At 47.3% G+C, this 14438-nt stretch carries 15 protein-coding genes and 1 tRNA gene; 7 read left to right on the top strand and 9 right to left on the bottom strand.

The window, feature by feature from the left end; translation table 11 throughout:
* Positions 1-14: 14 nt before the first annotated feature.
* On the bottom strand, positions 15-1712 hold the full coding sequence (locus PMG71_RS21140; protein WP_283755714.1) for a helicase HerA domain-containing protein: 1698 nt from the start codon (positions 1710-1712) through the stop codon (positions 15-17).
* 158 nt (positions 1713-1870) lie between these two features.
* Here PMG71_RS21140 and PMG71_RS21135 point away from each other — a divergent pair, with 158 nt between their 5' ends.
* The gene (locus PMG71_RS21135) at positions 1871-2635 is read left to right on the top strand and encodes a hypothetical protein (protein WP_283755713.1); all 765 of its coding nucleotides are present in this window, start codon (positions 1871-1873) and stop codon (positions 2633-2635) included.
* A 155-nt stretch (positions 2636-2790) separates the two neighbouring features.
* Here PMG71_RS21135 and psaJ read toward each other — a convergent pair whose 3' ends face one another.
* Both psaJ and PMG71_RS21125 read right to left on the bottom strand, forming a co-directional pair.
* Complete coding sequence (gene psaJ, locus PMG71_RS21130) at positions 2791-2916, bottom strand: photosystem I reaction center subunit IX (RefSeq protein ID WP_271936499.1); 126 nt, start codon at positions 2914-2916, stop codon at positions 2791-2793.
* Between the two features lie 39 nt (positions 2917-2955).
* On the bottom strand, positions 2956-3450 hold the full coding sequence (locus PMG71_RS21125) for a Photosystem I reaction center subunit III (RefSeq protein WP_283755712.1): 495 nt from the start codon (positions 3448-3450) through the stop codon (positions 2956-2958).
* A gap of 199 nt (positions 3451-3649) precedes the next feature.
* Here PMG71_RS21125 and tsaD point away from each other — a divergent pair, with 199 nt between their 5' ends.
* Positions 3650-4693: a tRNA (adenosine(37)-N6)-threonylcarbamoyltransferase complex transferase subunit TsaD gene (gene tsaD / locus PMG71_RS21120; RefSeq protein WP_283755711.1), complete on the top strand. Its 1044-nt coding sequence runs from the start codon at positions 3650-3652 to the stop codon at positions 4691-4693.
* Here tsaD and PMG71_RS21115 read toward each other — a convergent pair.
* The gene (locus PMG71_RS21115; RefSeq protein WP_283755710.1) at positions 4690-5574 is read right to left on the bottom strand and encodes an alpha/beta fold hydrolase; all 885 of its coding nucleotides are present in this window, start codon (positions 5572-5574) and stop codon (positions 4690-4692) included. The two genes, tsaD and PMG71_RS21115, sit on opposite strands and share 4 nt — an antisense overlap.
* Positions 5575-5640: 66 nt before the next feature.
* Positions 5641-6366, bottom strand: coding sequence for an ACT domain-containing protein (locus tag PMG71_RS21110; RefSeq protein ID WP_283755709.1), 726 nt, complete (start codon positions 6364-6366; stop codon positions 5641-5643).
* Between the two features lie 77 nt (positions 6367-6443).
* On the opposite strand from PMG71_RS21110, the gene PMG71_RS21105 reads away from it, so the two are divergent.
* Both PMG71_RS21105 and PMG71_RS21100 read left to right on the top strand, forming a co-directional pair.
* Positions 6444-6974 (top strand): GNAT family N-acetyltransferase, encoded by a 531-nt coding sequence (locus tag PMG71_RS21105; RefSeq protein ID WP_283755708.1) that lies wholly within the window; start codon positions 6444-6446, stop codon positions 6972-6974.
* A gap of 182 nt (positions 6975-7156) precedes the next feature.
* Positions 7157-7230: transfer RNA gene (locus PMG71_RS21100), tRNA-Pro, on the top strand.
* 170 nt (positions 7231-7400) lie between these two features.
* On the opposite strand, the gene priA is transcribed toward PMG71_RS21100, so the two are convergent.
* Positions 7401-9920 carry a primosomal protein N' gene (gene priA, locus PMG71_RS21095; protein WP_283755707.1) on the bottom strand — a complete coding sequence of 840 codons (2520 nt, stop codon included), beginning with the start codon at positions 9918-9920 and terminating at the stop codon, positions 7401-7403.
* Positions 9921-10296: 376 nt separating this feature from the next.
* Here priA and PMG71_RS21090 point away from each other — a divergent pair, with 376 nt between their 5' ends.
* The 3 genes from PMG71_RS21090 to PMG71_RS21080 are packed head-to-tail and all read left to right on the top strand — an operon-like array spanning position 10297 to position 12179.
* A complete protein-coding gene (locus tag PMG71_RS21090; protein WP_283755706.1) occupies positions 10297-11418 on the top strand; it encodes an RNA polymerase sigma factor, RpoD/SigA family in 1122 nt (373 codons plus the stop codon).
* Positions 11419-11444: 26 nt separating this feature from the next.
* The gene (locus PMG71_RS21085) at positions 11445-11936 is read left to right on the top strand and encodes a GNAT family N-acetyltransferase (protein ID WP_283755705.1); all 492 of its coding nucleotides are present in this window, start codon (positions 11445-11447) and stop codon (positions 11934-11936) included.
* A gap of 36 nt (positions 11937-11972) precedes the next feature.
* The gene (locus PMG71_RS21080) at positions 11973-12179 is read left to right on the top strand and encodes a glycogen debranching protein (protein ID WP_283755704.1); all 207 of its coding nucleotides are present in this window, start codon (positions 11973-11975) and stop codon (positions 12177-12179) included.
* Between the two features lie 50 nt (positions 12180-12229).
* Here the strand turns inward: PMG71_RS21080 and PMG71_RS21075 are convergent, their stop codons facing one another.
* From PMG71_RS21075 to PMG71_RS21065, 3 genes are all read right to left on the bottom strand, one after another.
* Positions 12230-13816: a glucose-6-phosphate isomerase gene (locus tag PMG71_RS21075; protein ID WP_283755703.1), complete on the bottom strand. Its 1587-nt coding sequence runs from the start codon at positions 13814-13816 to the stop codon at positions 12230-12232.
* 96 nt (positions 13817-13912) lie between these two features.
* On the bottom strand, positions 13913-14212 hold the full coding sequence (locus tag PMG71_RS21070) for a hypothetical protein (protein ID WP_283755702.1): 300 nt from the start codon (positions 14210-14212) through the stop codon (positions 13913-13915).
* Positions 14213-14240: 28 nt separating this feature from the next.
* Positions 14241-14438, bottom strand: a complete 198-nt coding sequence (locus PMG71_RS21065; RefSeq protein ID WP_283755701.1) for a hypothetical protein — start codon at positions 14436-14438, stop codon at positions 14241-14243.

The following is a 14438-nucleotide window of genomic DNA, read 5'->3' as shown; positions in this document are numbered from 1 at the left end:
TTTGCTGTAGGGGATCAAAACCCCAGATCGCTCATCGCGGCTTCTTCTGCTGCAAAAATATCTTCATCAGGGATATCTTCCCAAGCGGTTTCACCGACTTCAGTATAGAATTTTTGATCGTAGGGTCGAGTTTGGACGACGACTGGCATAGGTACGGCATGACCTAAAATCAAAGCTTGTTGTTTAGAATCGAGTTTAGAGAGAACCGATCGCAAGTTTCCGGCTCCAGAAACTCCAGTAAAAATTGCTTCAATATCCTTATCATCATTCAGTAAAGCGGTCACGCGGGTTCCCATTTGAGACATCACTTCCTTATCAATGCCAGAGGGACGCTGATCGACGACTAAGAGCGTGACAAAGTATTTTCGCATTTCTCTGGCGATCGTGCCAAAAATAGTTTGACTACTGATACTTGGATCGAGGAACCGGTGAGCTTCTTCGATGGTAATGACGAGGGGTAAGGGGCGATCGCTCGATTTTTTTGTCTGTAAAAAATGTTCAGCTTTCTTCACATAAGATTGATGAATCCGGCGGGTAATCATATTCGTCGCTAACATATAGGAGAGGAGATTCGCTTGGGAACCAAACTCAATCACCACATGCTTACCCGCAGCTAAGGTATCTAGAATTTGCCCAAAAGGATTTTGGCGCGTCACTCCCCTTAAATATTTCAGTTGCGTCAAACGGTTAAGTTTTCGTTGTAGTGCCGTAACCGACGACTTGCTACCATTATTATCGAGACAAAAATCTTGGATCTGTTCATTACTCATATTCAGCAATTCTAAGATCCAATTTTTGCCTAACTGATTTTTCAGCAACAGAGCGCTATCTAAACTCGCCTCCGATAGATTCAACTCCTGTTGCACCAGAGCCAGATCTTCAACCTCAATTTGCTCAAAACTCAAATATAATTCTTGGGCATCCCGAATGCCTCGGCGTTGGGCAGACTCTGGATCGAGGGTATACACTTGAACTTGGGAAGGAAACAGTTGTCTTAACCCTTTGGCTGTATTCACCGTTTTCCCTTCACAAACGGCTTCCCAGCCATATTCAGAATGCATATCAAAGATTAAATTCACGCCCACTCGCTGTTTAATAATCCCAGAGAGCAATAAACGCGCTAAAAAGGATTTACCGGTTCCCGATTTGCCGAAAATTCCGTTACTTCGTTCCACAAATCGGTCTAAATCAATGCAAATCGGAACCTCCATATCCACCGGTTGACCAATGGAAAAATTATGGCGATGGGGATCGTCCTCCCAACCAAACACCGTGCGAAAGTCCAGTTCTTGTGCTTCATAGACTTGGCTAAAGTGGCTAGGAATGGTTTTAACCGGTTTGAGGGTAAAATCAACGGTAGTTTGGGCAGTAAATGAGGCTAAATTGGATTGAGCTTCTGAACGAGAGGGCGAAATCTCCTGCTCTTGGGGGGTAATCATCAACATGGGAGTGACTTCTAGGGTTCCGTAGGTGCTACTTCCTGCTAAGACTTCCTGTAAAAAGAAGTTGTTGGGATCGGGGGGATTGGCTAAGATGCGCGGGCTTGCTGTTCCCAATGTTACATCGGTTAACAGACAGAAAAACCGCGATCGCCTGCCCTGAATCACCAAAAATTTTCCCACGCGCATTTCTTCCACAGAGACATCAGGATGCAAGCGCACTTCTAATCCTTTAGAAAGGGAGCCTTGAACAACGGAACCTAGAGGAGTCATGATCGATTAAAAATTAAAAATTAGAACTTAAAAATTATGATTCTTTAGTATATCACTGAGTTCATATAGAGATATCCGGTCAGCAGGTTTTAAAAGTATAATTTACTTAAGGTATGATCGGCCGTTACTTATCTGCTCATCTTCCTCAATCCTGTATCATGACTCTATTTGATACCATGCAATCGATTCTTGCCCAACTCCCTTTAGAAGCCCGTCAATGGACAGAGGGGTTATCTTGGCGGCACAGAAGATATGTATTGTCCCTATGCCATCTGTTATTGTCTGCGCCATCAGATATCCAAGCTGAATTTTTGGATGAATATACGGCTGATGGTATTGTGGCGAAATTAGTCCAAGATCAAAGAACCAAGGAAAAGGTGGAATATTATTTACAGTTGTTTCAAATTCCTACGGTTTTGGATGAACAACAATTAAGACTCTATATCCGCCAGTTTTATGTTCATTCTGCCCATGATTTACGATGTAAGCCGCAGAAGTTTTTGGAATCTGTGCTACAACTGGTGGTTAATCCTGAAGAAAAAAATAATGTTTTTACTTATACCCTGGGTTTTGAGCTGTTGTTAATGATGTTTGGCATGAGTTGGCTACAACATGAACGGCTTTATCTGATGCAAATTAACCAAGAGTTTTTCCTCAATAGTTATATTAAGCCAATTCAACATACCCATAAAATTAATCATATTATTACCCCAAAGGATGAGCGCTTGTTTTTTGCTAAACGAAGCTTTTTTGTCCAAAAGCCTCAAGTCTCAGATAAGAAAGCGAGGGAATTGGTTATGGCAACGTTTTCCACAGAAACGGTAACGAACTTGGGGTTTTCTGTTATTCGCCATGAGAATGCTTTTGTTTTTGACTATGATTATATTACGAGTGAAGAAGATGAAGAAAGTCCGTTAATTTAATGGAAATAGCCCTAAAAATTTTCCTTTTAGCCATAATCTTAACGGTCAACTGTCGATAACGAAAAAACGCCTTTGGGGTAAGGCCAAAGGCGTAATGATTTAATTCAATTTTTCCTTCCCAACACAGCAAATTGCTAGGTGAGTATGCCTGAAACTTACATCGGATGGAAAAGTAAGTCAGGGTAAAAACGGTTAAACTCAATTAAAATGCCAGCCGTGACTGTTAGTAATAACATAATCAGAACTGGAGCGGTGGACAGATACTTAAGTAAACCTTCCATGTGAAGACTCCAAAACAAAACACAGACTTGAACAGAATGTTAACGGGGTGAAACCGTAATTTCGCTATCTTTAGCGAACATTTCTCCGCTCATCATGTCTTTGGCTGCGACCAGGGGCCAAGCAAAGCCAGTGAGCATCATTTTGATCGCTAGAGGTACATCGATAACCACTTCTTTTTCTTCCGCGTTTTTCTCACCCCGGATAGCGATTAGGTAAGCACGACCTACCCAACCAATCCAACCGGCAATGTACAGGAAGAGTAAGCTGGGGATAATGAAATCGCCAGCATGACTCAGACGACCATCAACCACGAGGTGGGGGAGGCCATCTTCGCCACAGAGGGCTTCGGAATAGCGTTCAAATCGTTTGGCCCCAGATTGGGGATCATCGGTGGTGGCTCGAGCTGCTTTAGCCCGTTGCAGAAAAGCGGGTGATTCACTACAGGGAACCAAGTTGGCTAAATCCGCAGAAGCGGGGGGAACAAAGCCCAGCCACAAACAACACATCAAAACCAGAACAAGCAATCGTCGCATGGAAGTGTTTCCTTTTGTTACGAAGTGCAAATTTTATGTTACAAAGAAACCGAAGGCTCTTATGAAAGCCAATCATACTGGACTTAAGAGACTCAGTAAAGATTAAGCTTAAAAAAGTCTCTAAAATGGGCTTTTCTGACCTGTCCACAAGGGAGTGGTGTTCAGAAAAGGTTTTTCCCTTACAACAAGGTAGCAGGCAATGGTAACGGTTCTAGCAATTGAAACAAGTTGTGACGAAACTTCTGTGGCAATTGTAAAAAATTGTAACGTTCTGAGTAATTTTGTGGCTTCCCAGATGGCCGAGCATGGCCAGTATGGGGGAGTTGTGCCAGAGGTGGCCTCTCGTCGTCATTTGGAAACGGTGAATGGGGCGATCGCCACTGCCCTAGAAGAAGCGAACCTGTCCTGGTCAGAAATCGATGCGATCGCCGCCACCTGTGCCCCTGGTTTAGTGGGAGCTTTACTGGTGGGCATGACTGCGGCTAAAACCCTAGCCTTATTGCACGATAAACCCTTTATTGGCGTTCACCACCTGGAAGGCCATATCTATGCCTCCTATCTCACCAACCCCGACTTAAAACCCCCCTTCTTGTGTCTGTTGGTCTCTGGGGGTCATACGAGCCTAATCCAGGTTCACCAATGCGGCAACTATACGACTCTGGGGAGAACCCGTGATGATGCGGCTGGAGAAGCCTTTGATAAAGTCGCTCGTTTGCTGGGATTGGGCTATCCAGGAGGCCCCATTATTGACCAATTGGCTCAAACGGGTAATCCCCAAGCTTTTTCCTTACCCGAAGGCCGCATTTCCTTACCCCAAGGGGGATATCATCCCTATGACTGTAGTTTCAGTGGCTTAAAAACGGCGGTGATGCGCCTGGTGAATCAACTGAAGGCGGATAACCCCGATTTACCCATTGCCGATTTAGCGGCGAGTTTCCAGGAAACGGTGGCTAGAGCCTTGACTAAACGCGCCATCCGAGCGGCTCTCGACCACAATTTATCTACCATTGCCATTGGAGGAGGAGTAGCGGCGAATCGGGGATTACGGCAACACCTGAAGGCGGCTGGAGAGGAGAATAATCTAGAGGTGCTGTTTCCACCGATGAAATACTGTACCGATAATGCGGCAATGATTGCTTGTGCGGCAGCCGCTCATTGGGAAAAAGGCGATCGCTCTTCTTTAACTCTAGGGGCGCAATCGCGGATGGATTTATCTAAACTTCAAACCCTCTATCGTCCTTAACTCGCCAGGCGATCGCCTATTGGAGCCTGAACCAGGCGATCGATCTGCTCGGCCACCCGATCGGTTGCTTCAAGCATGGAAAAATGGCCACAACTAGGAACTTCCACCACATTGTCATATCCAGAGCGGAACAACTCGTGAAAACTAGCCAAATGTCTCACATAGCGAGGTTCCATCACCTTATCCTCAGCCCCCGCAATAAAATAAACCGGCTGTTGTAGATGGGCAACCAATTGGGGTAAGCGGTGAACCTGTTCCTCTGTGGTTGAATCCAATAAAGAGCCTAATGCCGCCTCATATTGGGCGCTGACAAAATCAGCTAACCGTTGTTTCCCCCAAACTCTAGAGAGGGGTTGATAGACCTGAGAGCGAGTAAAGAGCCAATCGAGCAAAGGTATATCCACCAACCACCGAGGCCGCCGTTTGACCAACTGAGCGCCCGCAGAGCGGAAGCGCTCGAACTCCTCTTTTAAGTAAATGCCGCCCCCAGAATTGAGTCCAATCACCCCTTCAATGCGATCGCCCAATTGAGCAGCCGCCCATAGGCACACACTGCCCCCCAGGGAATGGCCCACCAGCCAAGCCTTCTCAATTTCCAATTGATCGAGGAGAATACCCAAATCCTTAGCATAATCACTGGGAGAATACCCCAAAACCAGCTCACCTTCAGGGTCTTGTAAACCAGGACTAGCATGGGACTCACCAAAGCCACGCAAATCATAGGCCAAACATTGATAGTGCGATCGCAGTTGTTCAACCAAAGGCCGCCAATAAGCCCGGCTCAATAACCAACCATGAACAAACACCAAGGTCGGATTAGCCGTTTTCGGTTCAGTTAATTCGTATGTATGGGAAACGCCCAGGATATCGATTTTTGCCATCCTTCTATCCTATCCTGAACCGTGTCCTAGTCCGATCCCTTCAGCAATTTCGATCCCGATGGAGAGCTAATTGAGATCCCCCAATAACCTCTGCTTCACACTTTCGGCAATCTTCTGACCCAAATATTCCGGAATCAAGCTCTCATTGGGGCCGAGCAAGTAGAGAATCAAGCGAGTGCGTCCCCTCCAAACCAACAGATTAGCATTCACCACCAATAAATCTTCTTGCCAAATGGCATACATCACCTTGTAGAACAAGCCGGGTTGATTATCTGCTTCAATGAGCAAAGCCGGTAAATGGAACACCGGATCGACATAAAACTCTGTATCGACCTGTTCTAAACCCGCATCCAGGTTAAACTCGACCGCCAACATTTCCTCCACCTCAAAGTGGCCAGCTAATGCTTCCTGAATCGCTCGACAGACATTTTCCGCAGTTTTCTCCATCAGGGTTTTGCCTCCCCTAGAAACCACCAGCTTAATAAATACCAGCATGGGCGGATGGATTTGACCATAGAGACTGAGGCTATGAATGGTTAATCCATAGGCAGCCAGAACCCCAAAGATATCACTCAAGAGGAAGGACTGATTACGATAAGCAAAGTGGAGAGCGCTTTTCGAGCCTTCAGCCCGAACTTCGATGACAGCTTTCTGGGTTTTGTAGAGTTGATAGGCCAGCTTCAGGTTTTGCAATTGGATGTCAGAACTGACAAACTGTTCATAGAATTGGGGAAACGCCCGGTTAAAGCGTTTGAGCAGTTCTAAGGTAGAGGATTTTAAACCCTGAGCCATAATAGAAGGAAAAGATTGTGGGAGATATACTAAGCTAATATTGTTTATTTAACTTTGACTACTTCAATTACACCTGCATGGGTTTTTGGAAAAGCTTGTTTAGCAGCTCGGATGCTCCGATAACACCAAGTCCAGTGAAAGCACTGGAAGACTTTGCCAGTTTGGATCTCAAGAGCGATTCGGGCAAAATCTCACGTATTGTGTTTAGCACCAATCGGGACATTGACCTATATGAACTGGAAGAGCTATGTGATGCAGTAGGTTGGTCTCGCCGTCCTTTACGGAAAGTCAAAAAAGCGATCGAACATAGCTTTCTCGTGATTTCGATGTGGGACTTACGAGGTAATCATCGTCGGTTGATTGGCTTTGCCAGGGCAACCTCAGACCATGCTTTTAATGCAACGCTCTGGGATGTGGTGGTTCATCCAGCATTCCAGGGGAAGGGTTTGGGCAAAGCCCTGATGAAACATACGATTAAGAAACTTCGTAGTGAAGATATTAGCAACATTACCTTGTTTGCCGATCCCCATGTGGTTGAATTTTACCGCAGTCTGGGTTTTCTCCAAGATCCAGAAGGGATTAAGGGGATGTTTTGGTATCCTAACTAGGAGAGATCGATCGAGATTCATCTTCAGTGCATGAAAGGGCTATCTACCGTTATTTCCCTTTTTGTTTTTTGGCGGGATTTTTACCTATCTGCAAAGTCTATCGCCTTGAATGACCTATTTTTTGTTGAGATGGTCTCTAGCCAAATTTCACTTGAATAGGTTACACTGTAATCAGATTCATCCGGGATGTAGCGCAGCTTGGTAGCGCGCCTGCTTTGGGAGCAGGATGTCGCAGGTTCAAATCCTGTCATCCCGATTCATCTCAATTGCTTATGATAAAAGGGTTCTCACCTGCGGCAGGGTGTACTGAAAGGGATGCCTGCACCTAAATTCACCATAGCACCCCCCAAAGGGGGGGTCAAGTAATAGGTCATGGGGTAAGATATAATATCAAATCTATTTAAGGATTTGATATTATAGTGTCAATTATCCAAAGTTTAGGGGATCGATATCTACGCTTAAACGGACTCTAGCAGAAGAGAGCGATCGCAACTCCCCTAACCCTGGCAGACTAATCTCCATTCCTGGAGGAAACTTGAGCAAAATCTGCCAGCGATAGGCATCGGAGACCCGCATCACCCGCGCCGGTGCAGGGCCTAAGACCTGATAGCTTCCTGCTCTCGACTCTAGGACTTCGGCCACCTGTTGGGCAGCCGTTTGCACTTCCATTAAATCTAAGCCACTGAAGCGAAACAGCACTAAGGAACTGTAGGGCGGATAATGGTAGGACTCTCGCTCCAGTAGCTCCTGCTCCATAAACCTGTCATAGGCATTGTGTTGAACGGCTTGAATGGCGCGATGGTCGGGGGAATAGGTTTGAATAATCACTTGGCCGGGGTCATCTCCGCGACCGGCACGACCGGAAACTTGGGTCAAAATTTGCACGGCCGCTTCCCCAGCGCGATAATCTCCCTGATGCAACAAGCCATCAGCGGCCACGACTCCGACTAGGGTGACTCCGGGAATGTCTAATCCTTTGGTTAACATCTGGGTTCCCACTAATAAGTCGGCTTCTCCTTGCACAAACCGAGTCAGGAGAGTGCGGTGGGCGTTTTTGGTGCGGGTGGTGTCGCTGTCAAAGCGAATGACGCGCAATTCTGGGAAGAGTTTGGCCAGTTCTTGGGTGACTCGTTGGGTTCCTGTGCCAAAGTGCTTCAGATAGGGGGATTGACATTCGGGACAGTGGGAGGGTTGCAGTTGGGAAAAGTTGCAGTAATGACAGCGCAACCGTTCGGTGGCTCCTTCGTGGGTGTAGTGGTAGGAGAGGGAGACATCACAATGGGGACATTCGAGGACATAACCGCAACTGCGACAGGAGACAAAGGTACTATGGCCGCGACGGGGGATGAAGAGGATGCCTTGTTGCTGGCGTTCGCGCAAACCTCTTAAATGATCTTGTAGACTGCGGCTAAAAATTGAGCGGTTTCCCTGTTTGAGTTCCTGACGCAAGTCCACAATGGAAATGGGGGGCAGGGGCCGGTTTTCTACCCGTTCGGGTAAACTCAGGCGCGTGTAAGTATTCCCCGACCGACTGCTAAACCAGGTTTCCATGGATGGGGTGGCGCTACCCAAAATCAGGGGGCAATTTTCCAATTGTGCCCGCCATTGGGCGACTTGACGAGCGTGGTAGGTGGGTGCGGGTTGGCTTTGTTTGAAGCTGGTGTCGTGTTCTTCATCCAGGATAATTAAGCCCAGACGAGGCAAGGGGGCAAAAACGGCGGATCGGGTTCCGATGACGATTTGGGGGGTTCCTTGGAGCATCTGCCGCCAGGTATCGTAACGTTCACCATCGGATAGGGCACTATGGTAAACGCGGATTTTTGCGCCGAATCGGGCCCGGAAGCGATCGGTGAGTTGGGGGGTGAGGCCAATTTCTGGGACGAGGACGAGGATGGATTGTCCTTGTTCTAAAATGGGGGCGATCGCCTGAAGATAAACTTCTGTTTTGCCCGATCCGGTGATTCCATGGAGCAGAAAGGGATGATACCCCGATCTCTCCTGAATGGCTTGTAAGGCTTGAGCTTGTGCGGGAGTGAGGGGTTTAGCTGTATCGCGATCGGGCATGGGGCCGGTATCAGTGCGGAGTTGTTCCTGCTCTTCGATGACCACCCATTGCTTCTGTTCTAAGCTTTTGATTAACCCCGAAGACGTTTGTCCTTGTTGCAGCAGTTCAGTCACCAACATTTCCCCCCCCTGACGAGCGAGAAGGCTTAAAATTTCCTGTTGTCGGGGTGTTAATTCTTTAGGTTCAGGTACAGTAAACTTAACTAGGGTTACCACCTGTTGGCGCTTGGGTTGAAGAGATTTAGGCGGCTCTATGTAGCTTTCTACCCATCCCCGTTTTAACAAATCGTTCAGTCCGCGATCGGCCTGATATACCTGTTTTTTCAGATAACTCCAAGAATAATCTCCCGTTGAGCTACTCGATAGGACATTCAGGACTTGTTGGGCTGAGACATCCAGAAAAATTTGGGCTTCTTTGGGGATGCAGTCCGTTAAGCGGATACGACGTTGGGATTTAGCCAATAATCCTGGAGGGAGAGCCATACGAATCACCCGCATTAAGGGAGTATGGTAATAATCGGCCACTTGGGTTAACAGTTTCCAATACCTGGGGGGAAAAAAACCCGGACTAATGACCTCATAAACCGACTTAATCTTTTCTGGGGGAAAATCTGCTGGAGGTTCCGATAACAGACGAATGGCGATCGCCCCCAATTGTCCAGAACGAGAAGGTACACTCAGAATATCCCCCGGTTGCACCCTCAAGTTGGGGCTTATAGCATAGGTATAAAGCTTTGGCTCCCCTAAGTCCTGTTGATCCACATCCAGCAAAACCTCTACCCAGCGCTCTTGGGCAGCAGACTCCAGATAAAACGGACTCTTCGAGGCTGATACTCGGAAACTGCTAACAGGTTCTTGCAGGCGATCCAGTTTACTGATCATAAAGCTTTAGATGGCGAACTGCTTCCATACTACCGTCTCCAAAGCCGATGACCAGTTACCCATCACCAGCGCCAAGCCCGATCGGTAGCTTGAGACGGGTTAAATTCTATCAAAAAGATTAGGATTTATCATTTTCAGGGTCAGAGTGTATCGTAGTCCACAGAAACTTGAGAAAAAACAACACAACAATAACTTTTGTATCCTTTACTCAGCTCTTTATTGCCAACCTTAAATTATGCTATTACACTAAGGACACTCCGAACCCTTCTCGCTCAAATTCCCTTGACTTAAGCTTACAAGTCGTCTTCTAAAATAATCGCTCCTCACACCACAGATCCTTAATCCTTTGAAGTGCCACTCAATTTTGTCATTTCCTATGTTGAACAGCCCAAAAAATCACGGATCGATCGATCGGGAATACGATAATTCCCAGATGAAGTCAGAGGCAAAAGCTTCTGTTTTAAGTCCCCTGAATTTATTATCATCAGATCCCGTAGACCCTGCTTCCTCATTATCTACCCAAGATTGGACAGATTCAATCGCTTGGATCAATGAGGATACGGTAGGTCTATTTCTCAAAGAAATGGCACGTTATCCCCTCTTGAGTGCAGAAGAAGAAGTAATCTTATCTCGCCAAGTTCAAGAAGGGGTGGATCTGCAAAAAATCACTGAACAAATTATCGCTAAGACAGGAAAAAGTCCAACCCTTAGCGAACTAGCTGGTGCGAGTGGGTTAAGAGAAGCTGAAATTGGCATTAAACTTAAACAAAGCCAAATTGCCAAACAAAAAATGGTGCGATCGAATCTGCGATTGGTGGTGTCGATTGCGAAACGATATGTGAATCGAGGAGTTCCATTTCTCGATCTGATTCAAGAGGGTGCATTGGGATTAAATCGAGCCGCAGAAAAGTTCGATCCCGAAAAGGGTTATAAGTTTTCTACCTATGCCTACTGGTGGATTCGTCAGGGAATCACCCGCACCTTAGCTAACCATGGACGCACAGTAAGATTGCCCATTCATGTGGTGGAAAAGCTGAATAAAATGCGGGTGATGCAACAGCAACTGCGGCAAAAACTCGAACGCAACCCCACGGAAGTGGAACTAGCAGAAGCATTGGAAATTTCGATTGCACAATTGCGCTATTTGCATCAAGTGCGTCGGCGATCGCTCTCTTTAAATCATCGCTTTGGAGAAGATCAAGATACGGAATTACTCGATTTACTCGAAGATCAGGGAACCCAATCTCCAGAAGCGCAGATTAGCGAAACCATGATGCGTCAGGAAATCCTCTCGGTTCTCAGCGATGTACTGACGGAACGGGAAAAAGATATTATTTCCTTAAGGTATGGCTTAAGCACCGGAAAACCCTATACTCTAGAAGAAGTCAGCCATTTGTTCAATCTCTCCCGCGAACGAGTGCGGCAAATTCAAACCAAAGCTATGCGGAAATTGCGTCGTCCTCAAGTGGCTCAACGGTTGAAAGCTTGGCTGCGCTAACTTAAAAATCGGTATTTGATGCAACCATGACTCCAGGCGATCGCCCCCAACTCGATATTCGACCCGCAACCCGCGATGATGTCCCCATTCTATTCGACTTGATCGGCGCGTTAGCCGAATATGAGCAATTATCCGATCAAGTGGTCGGGAGTGTAGCCGAGCTGGAAAAACATCTGTGCGATCGACACTATGTAGAAGCCTTAATTGCCCAATGGGAGGGAAAACCGGTGGGGTTTGCCCTCTTTTTCCATAACTATTCTACCTTTCGCACCCAACCCGGACTCTATCTCGAAGACCTGTTTGTGCGACCCGAATATCGCCGTCAAGGGATTGGGTCTGCCCTATTGAAAACTTTGGCAAAAATCGCTCTAGAGCGGGGTTGTGGGCGCTTTGAGTGGGCGGTATTGGACTGGAATCAACCGGCGATCGCCTTCTACCAACGCATGGGCGCTGATGTGCTTCCCGACTGGCGAATTTGTCGCGTCACCGGTTCAGCCCTTAGCGACTTAGCCACTTAGAATCTAGATATTTCTTACTTTAGGAGTATATGCCCTATGACTATTTGGGTGAATGAACAAATCGATCCCTCTGGCATGATCTATGCTTGCATTGCCTGTTCCGATCACAAACAAGCTCAGGACTGCCACGACTCCTTTAACAGCAACCTCACAGAAGACCAAAAACAAGCCGGATGGACAGCTCGGATGCGTACCGTTTCTTCTTGGGAAGAAGTCCCCGCAAGTGCCTTGAAGTTGAATTGAATGGGGGGATGGGGGGATGGGGGGATAGCCTATTCCCTATTCCCCATTCCCTATTCCCCCGTGACCTTCAACTGCTGGAGTTGAGAAGCATCACCTTGCAAGACGACTCCGCGATTATTGGCCGCTAAATGACGGACAATTTTGTAAACCGCTTCGGTTTCTTCTGGAGCATTGGCAGCAGCCGCTAATTCCGCCAAAGATAAAGGCTGATTACTCTCGGCTAAAGCCTGCACAATTTGATTTTGCAACTGGAGAATACTGGCAGCCGCTTTTTTACCCGCTTCTACTCCCGGTTGGTGATAGGCATTGATATTCACCAAGGTGGCATATAATCCCACTGCCCGCTCATAGAGGGCAATTAATGCACCTACGGTGCGGGGAGTCACTTCCGGAATCGTAACCGTAATCGAATCGCGGTTATTGTCGTATAAGGCTTGGCGGGTTCCTTGCAAGAGTCCCGACAGATAGTCGCCCGATGTCACACCTGGTTCAACTTCGGGAGACTCTTGATCCCGGTCTTTGAGGACTTCAATAAAGGTGACAAAGAAATTGGGTACACCTTCGCGCAATTGCTGGACATAGGCATGTTGGTCGGTGGAGCCTTTATTTCCATAAACGGCAATCCCTTGATAGACCGTATTGCCGTCTAAATCCTTTTCTTTGCCCAAGGATTCCATCACCAACTGTTGCAGATAGCGGCTAAAGAGCAGCAAGCTATCTTTGTAGGGCAAAATGACCATATCTTTTTCCCCTTTGCCGTTTCCCGCAAAATACCAGGCAAGGGCGAGGAGGGCGGCGGGATTTTGTTTGAGTTCGGGGATGCGGGTGGCTTCATCCATTTCTTTGGCTCCCGCTAACATTTGATCGATGTCGATGCCTTGCAGAGCGGCGGGAACTAAGCCAACGGCGGAGAGTTCGGAAGTGCGTCCCCCTACCCAGTCGTGCATGGGGAAGGTGGCTAACCAATTTTCCGATTCCGCCATCTTTTCTAGTTTACTGCCATGGCCGGTAATGGCGATAAAGTGGGGACTGTAGGGGAGGTTGGCGGCTTGATAGGCGGCTTGAACTTCGACCATGCCGTTGCGGGTTTCTGGTGTGCCTCCCGATTTGGAGATCACAATCGCCAGGGTAGTGTGCAGTTTATCTTTAAGTTTACCTAGGGTGCGATCGATACCGGTGGGATCGGTGTTGTCTATGAAGTGAATGTTGAGTTGGGGAGAGGAGGAGGCTAAGGCTTCAGCGACGAATTCCGGCCCCAGAGCCGATCCCCCAATCCCAATGGAGAGAATATCGGTAAATTTAGGGGCGTTGGGGGGTTTGATGGTTCCGGAGTGGATATCTTGGGCAAAGCGATGGATGGCTTCTAGGGTGTCGTTGATTTCGGCTTTTAGTTGGGAGTTGGGGGCGATATCGGTGTTGCGTAACCAATAGTGGCCCACCATGCGGCCTTCATCTGGGTTGGCGATCGCCCCAGCTTCGAGTTTGGCCATTTCCGCAAAGGCTTTGTCAAACTTGGGTTTCATTTCGGCAACGAAGCGATCGTCAAACCTCATTCGACTAATATCGAGATAAAATCCGAGGCCGTCGTGGGTGTACAGCCAGTCTTGATAGCGTTGCCAGAGGGTTGCTGCATCCATAACCAGTCTTCTCCAAAGGGTTGAGGCATTTTCGGCGATCGCCGATCAAAACGAATGAGAGCTTACTTTGAGACTCTCCCCTAGACACAATACCGTTTAGATCTTCGGTTTGGGAAGAATCCGGATAAATTTAACAATTTGTCCCATCACGGCGATCGCAATCAGGTATTCTCCCATCGTAAAATGATAGAACATCCGCTCTGGCCCGAGTCGATGGAGTTTGGGCAGATCTTCTAGGCGTTTCAGGCTCAGAAACTCCGTAAATACAAAGTGATAAATCTTTTCATAGCTGCTCTTCTCTTTCCTCTGTAACTTTTGTAGATCTTGAAGAAAGCTACGGTGATAGAGCAGTTGATATTGAATCTGGGATACCGTGGAGGAAGGCGCAACAGTCATCGGATTTTCACCTCTGCCAGTAATTCAGTCATCGGTGATGCAAAAACCCTAGAGCTTCTTCACGAGTCATGAAGTCACCTGGCTTTATTGTATCCATAGTCACTTGAATCATGGTCAGTACATAAGCATCCACACACAGAGGCACTAAAAAAGTCCAAACTTCTTGTAAGTATTCTTCCGGAAGTTGATCGACGAGATCGTGGATCTGTTGTCGTTTTTTTTGCAT

This window comes from Roseofilum acuticapitatum BLCC-M154, assembly GCF_030068475.1.
In the GTDB taxonomy this organism is placed as follows: Bacteria; Cyanobacteriota; Cyanobacteriia; order Cyanobacteriales; family Desertifilaceae; genus Roseofilum; species Roseofilum acuticapitatum.
Note: the sequence above shows the minus strand (reverse complement) of the source record. Positions and strands in the feature narration are given on the sequence as shown.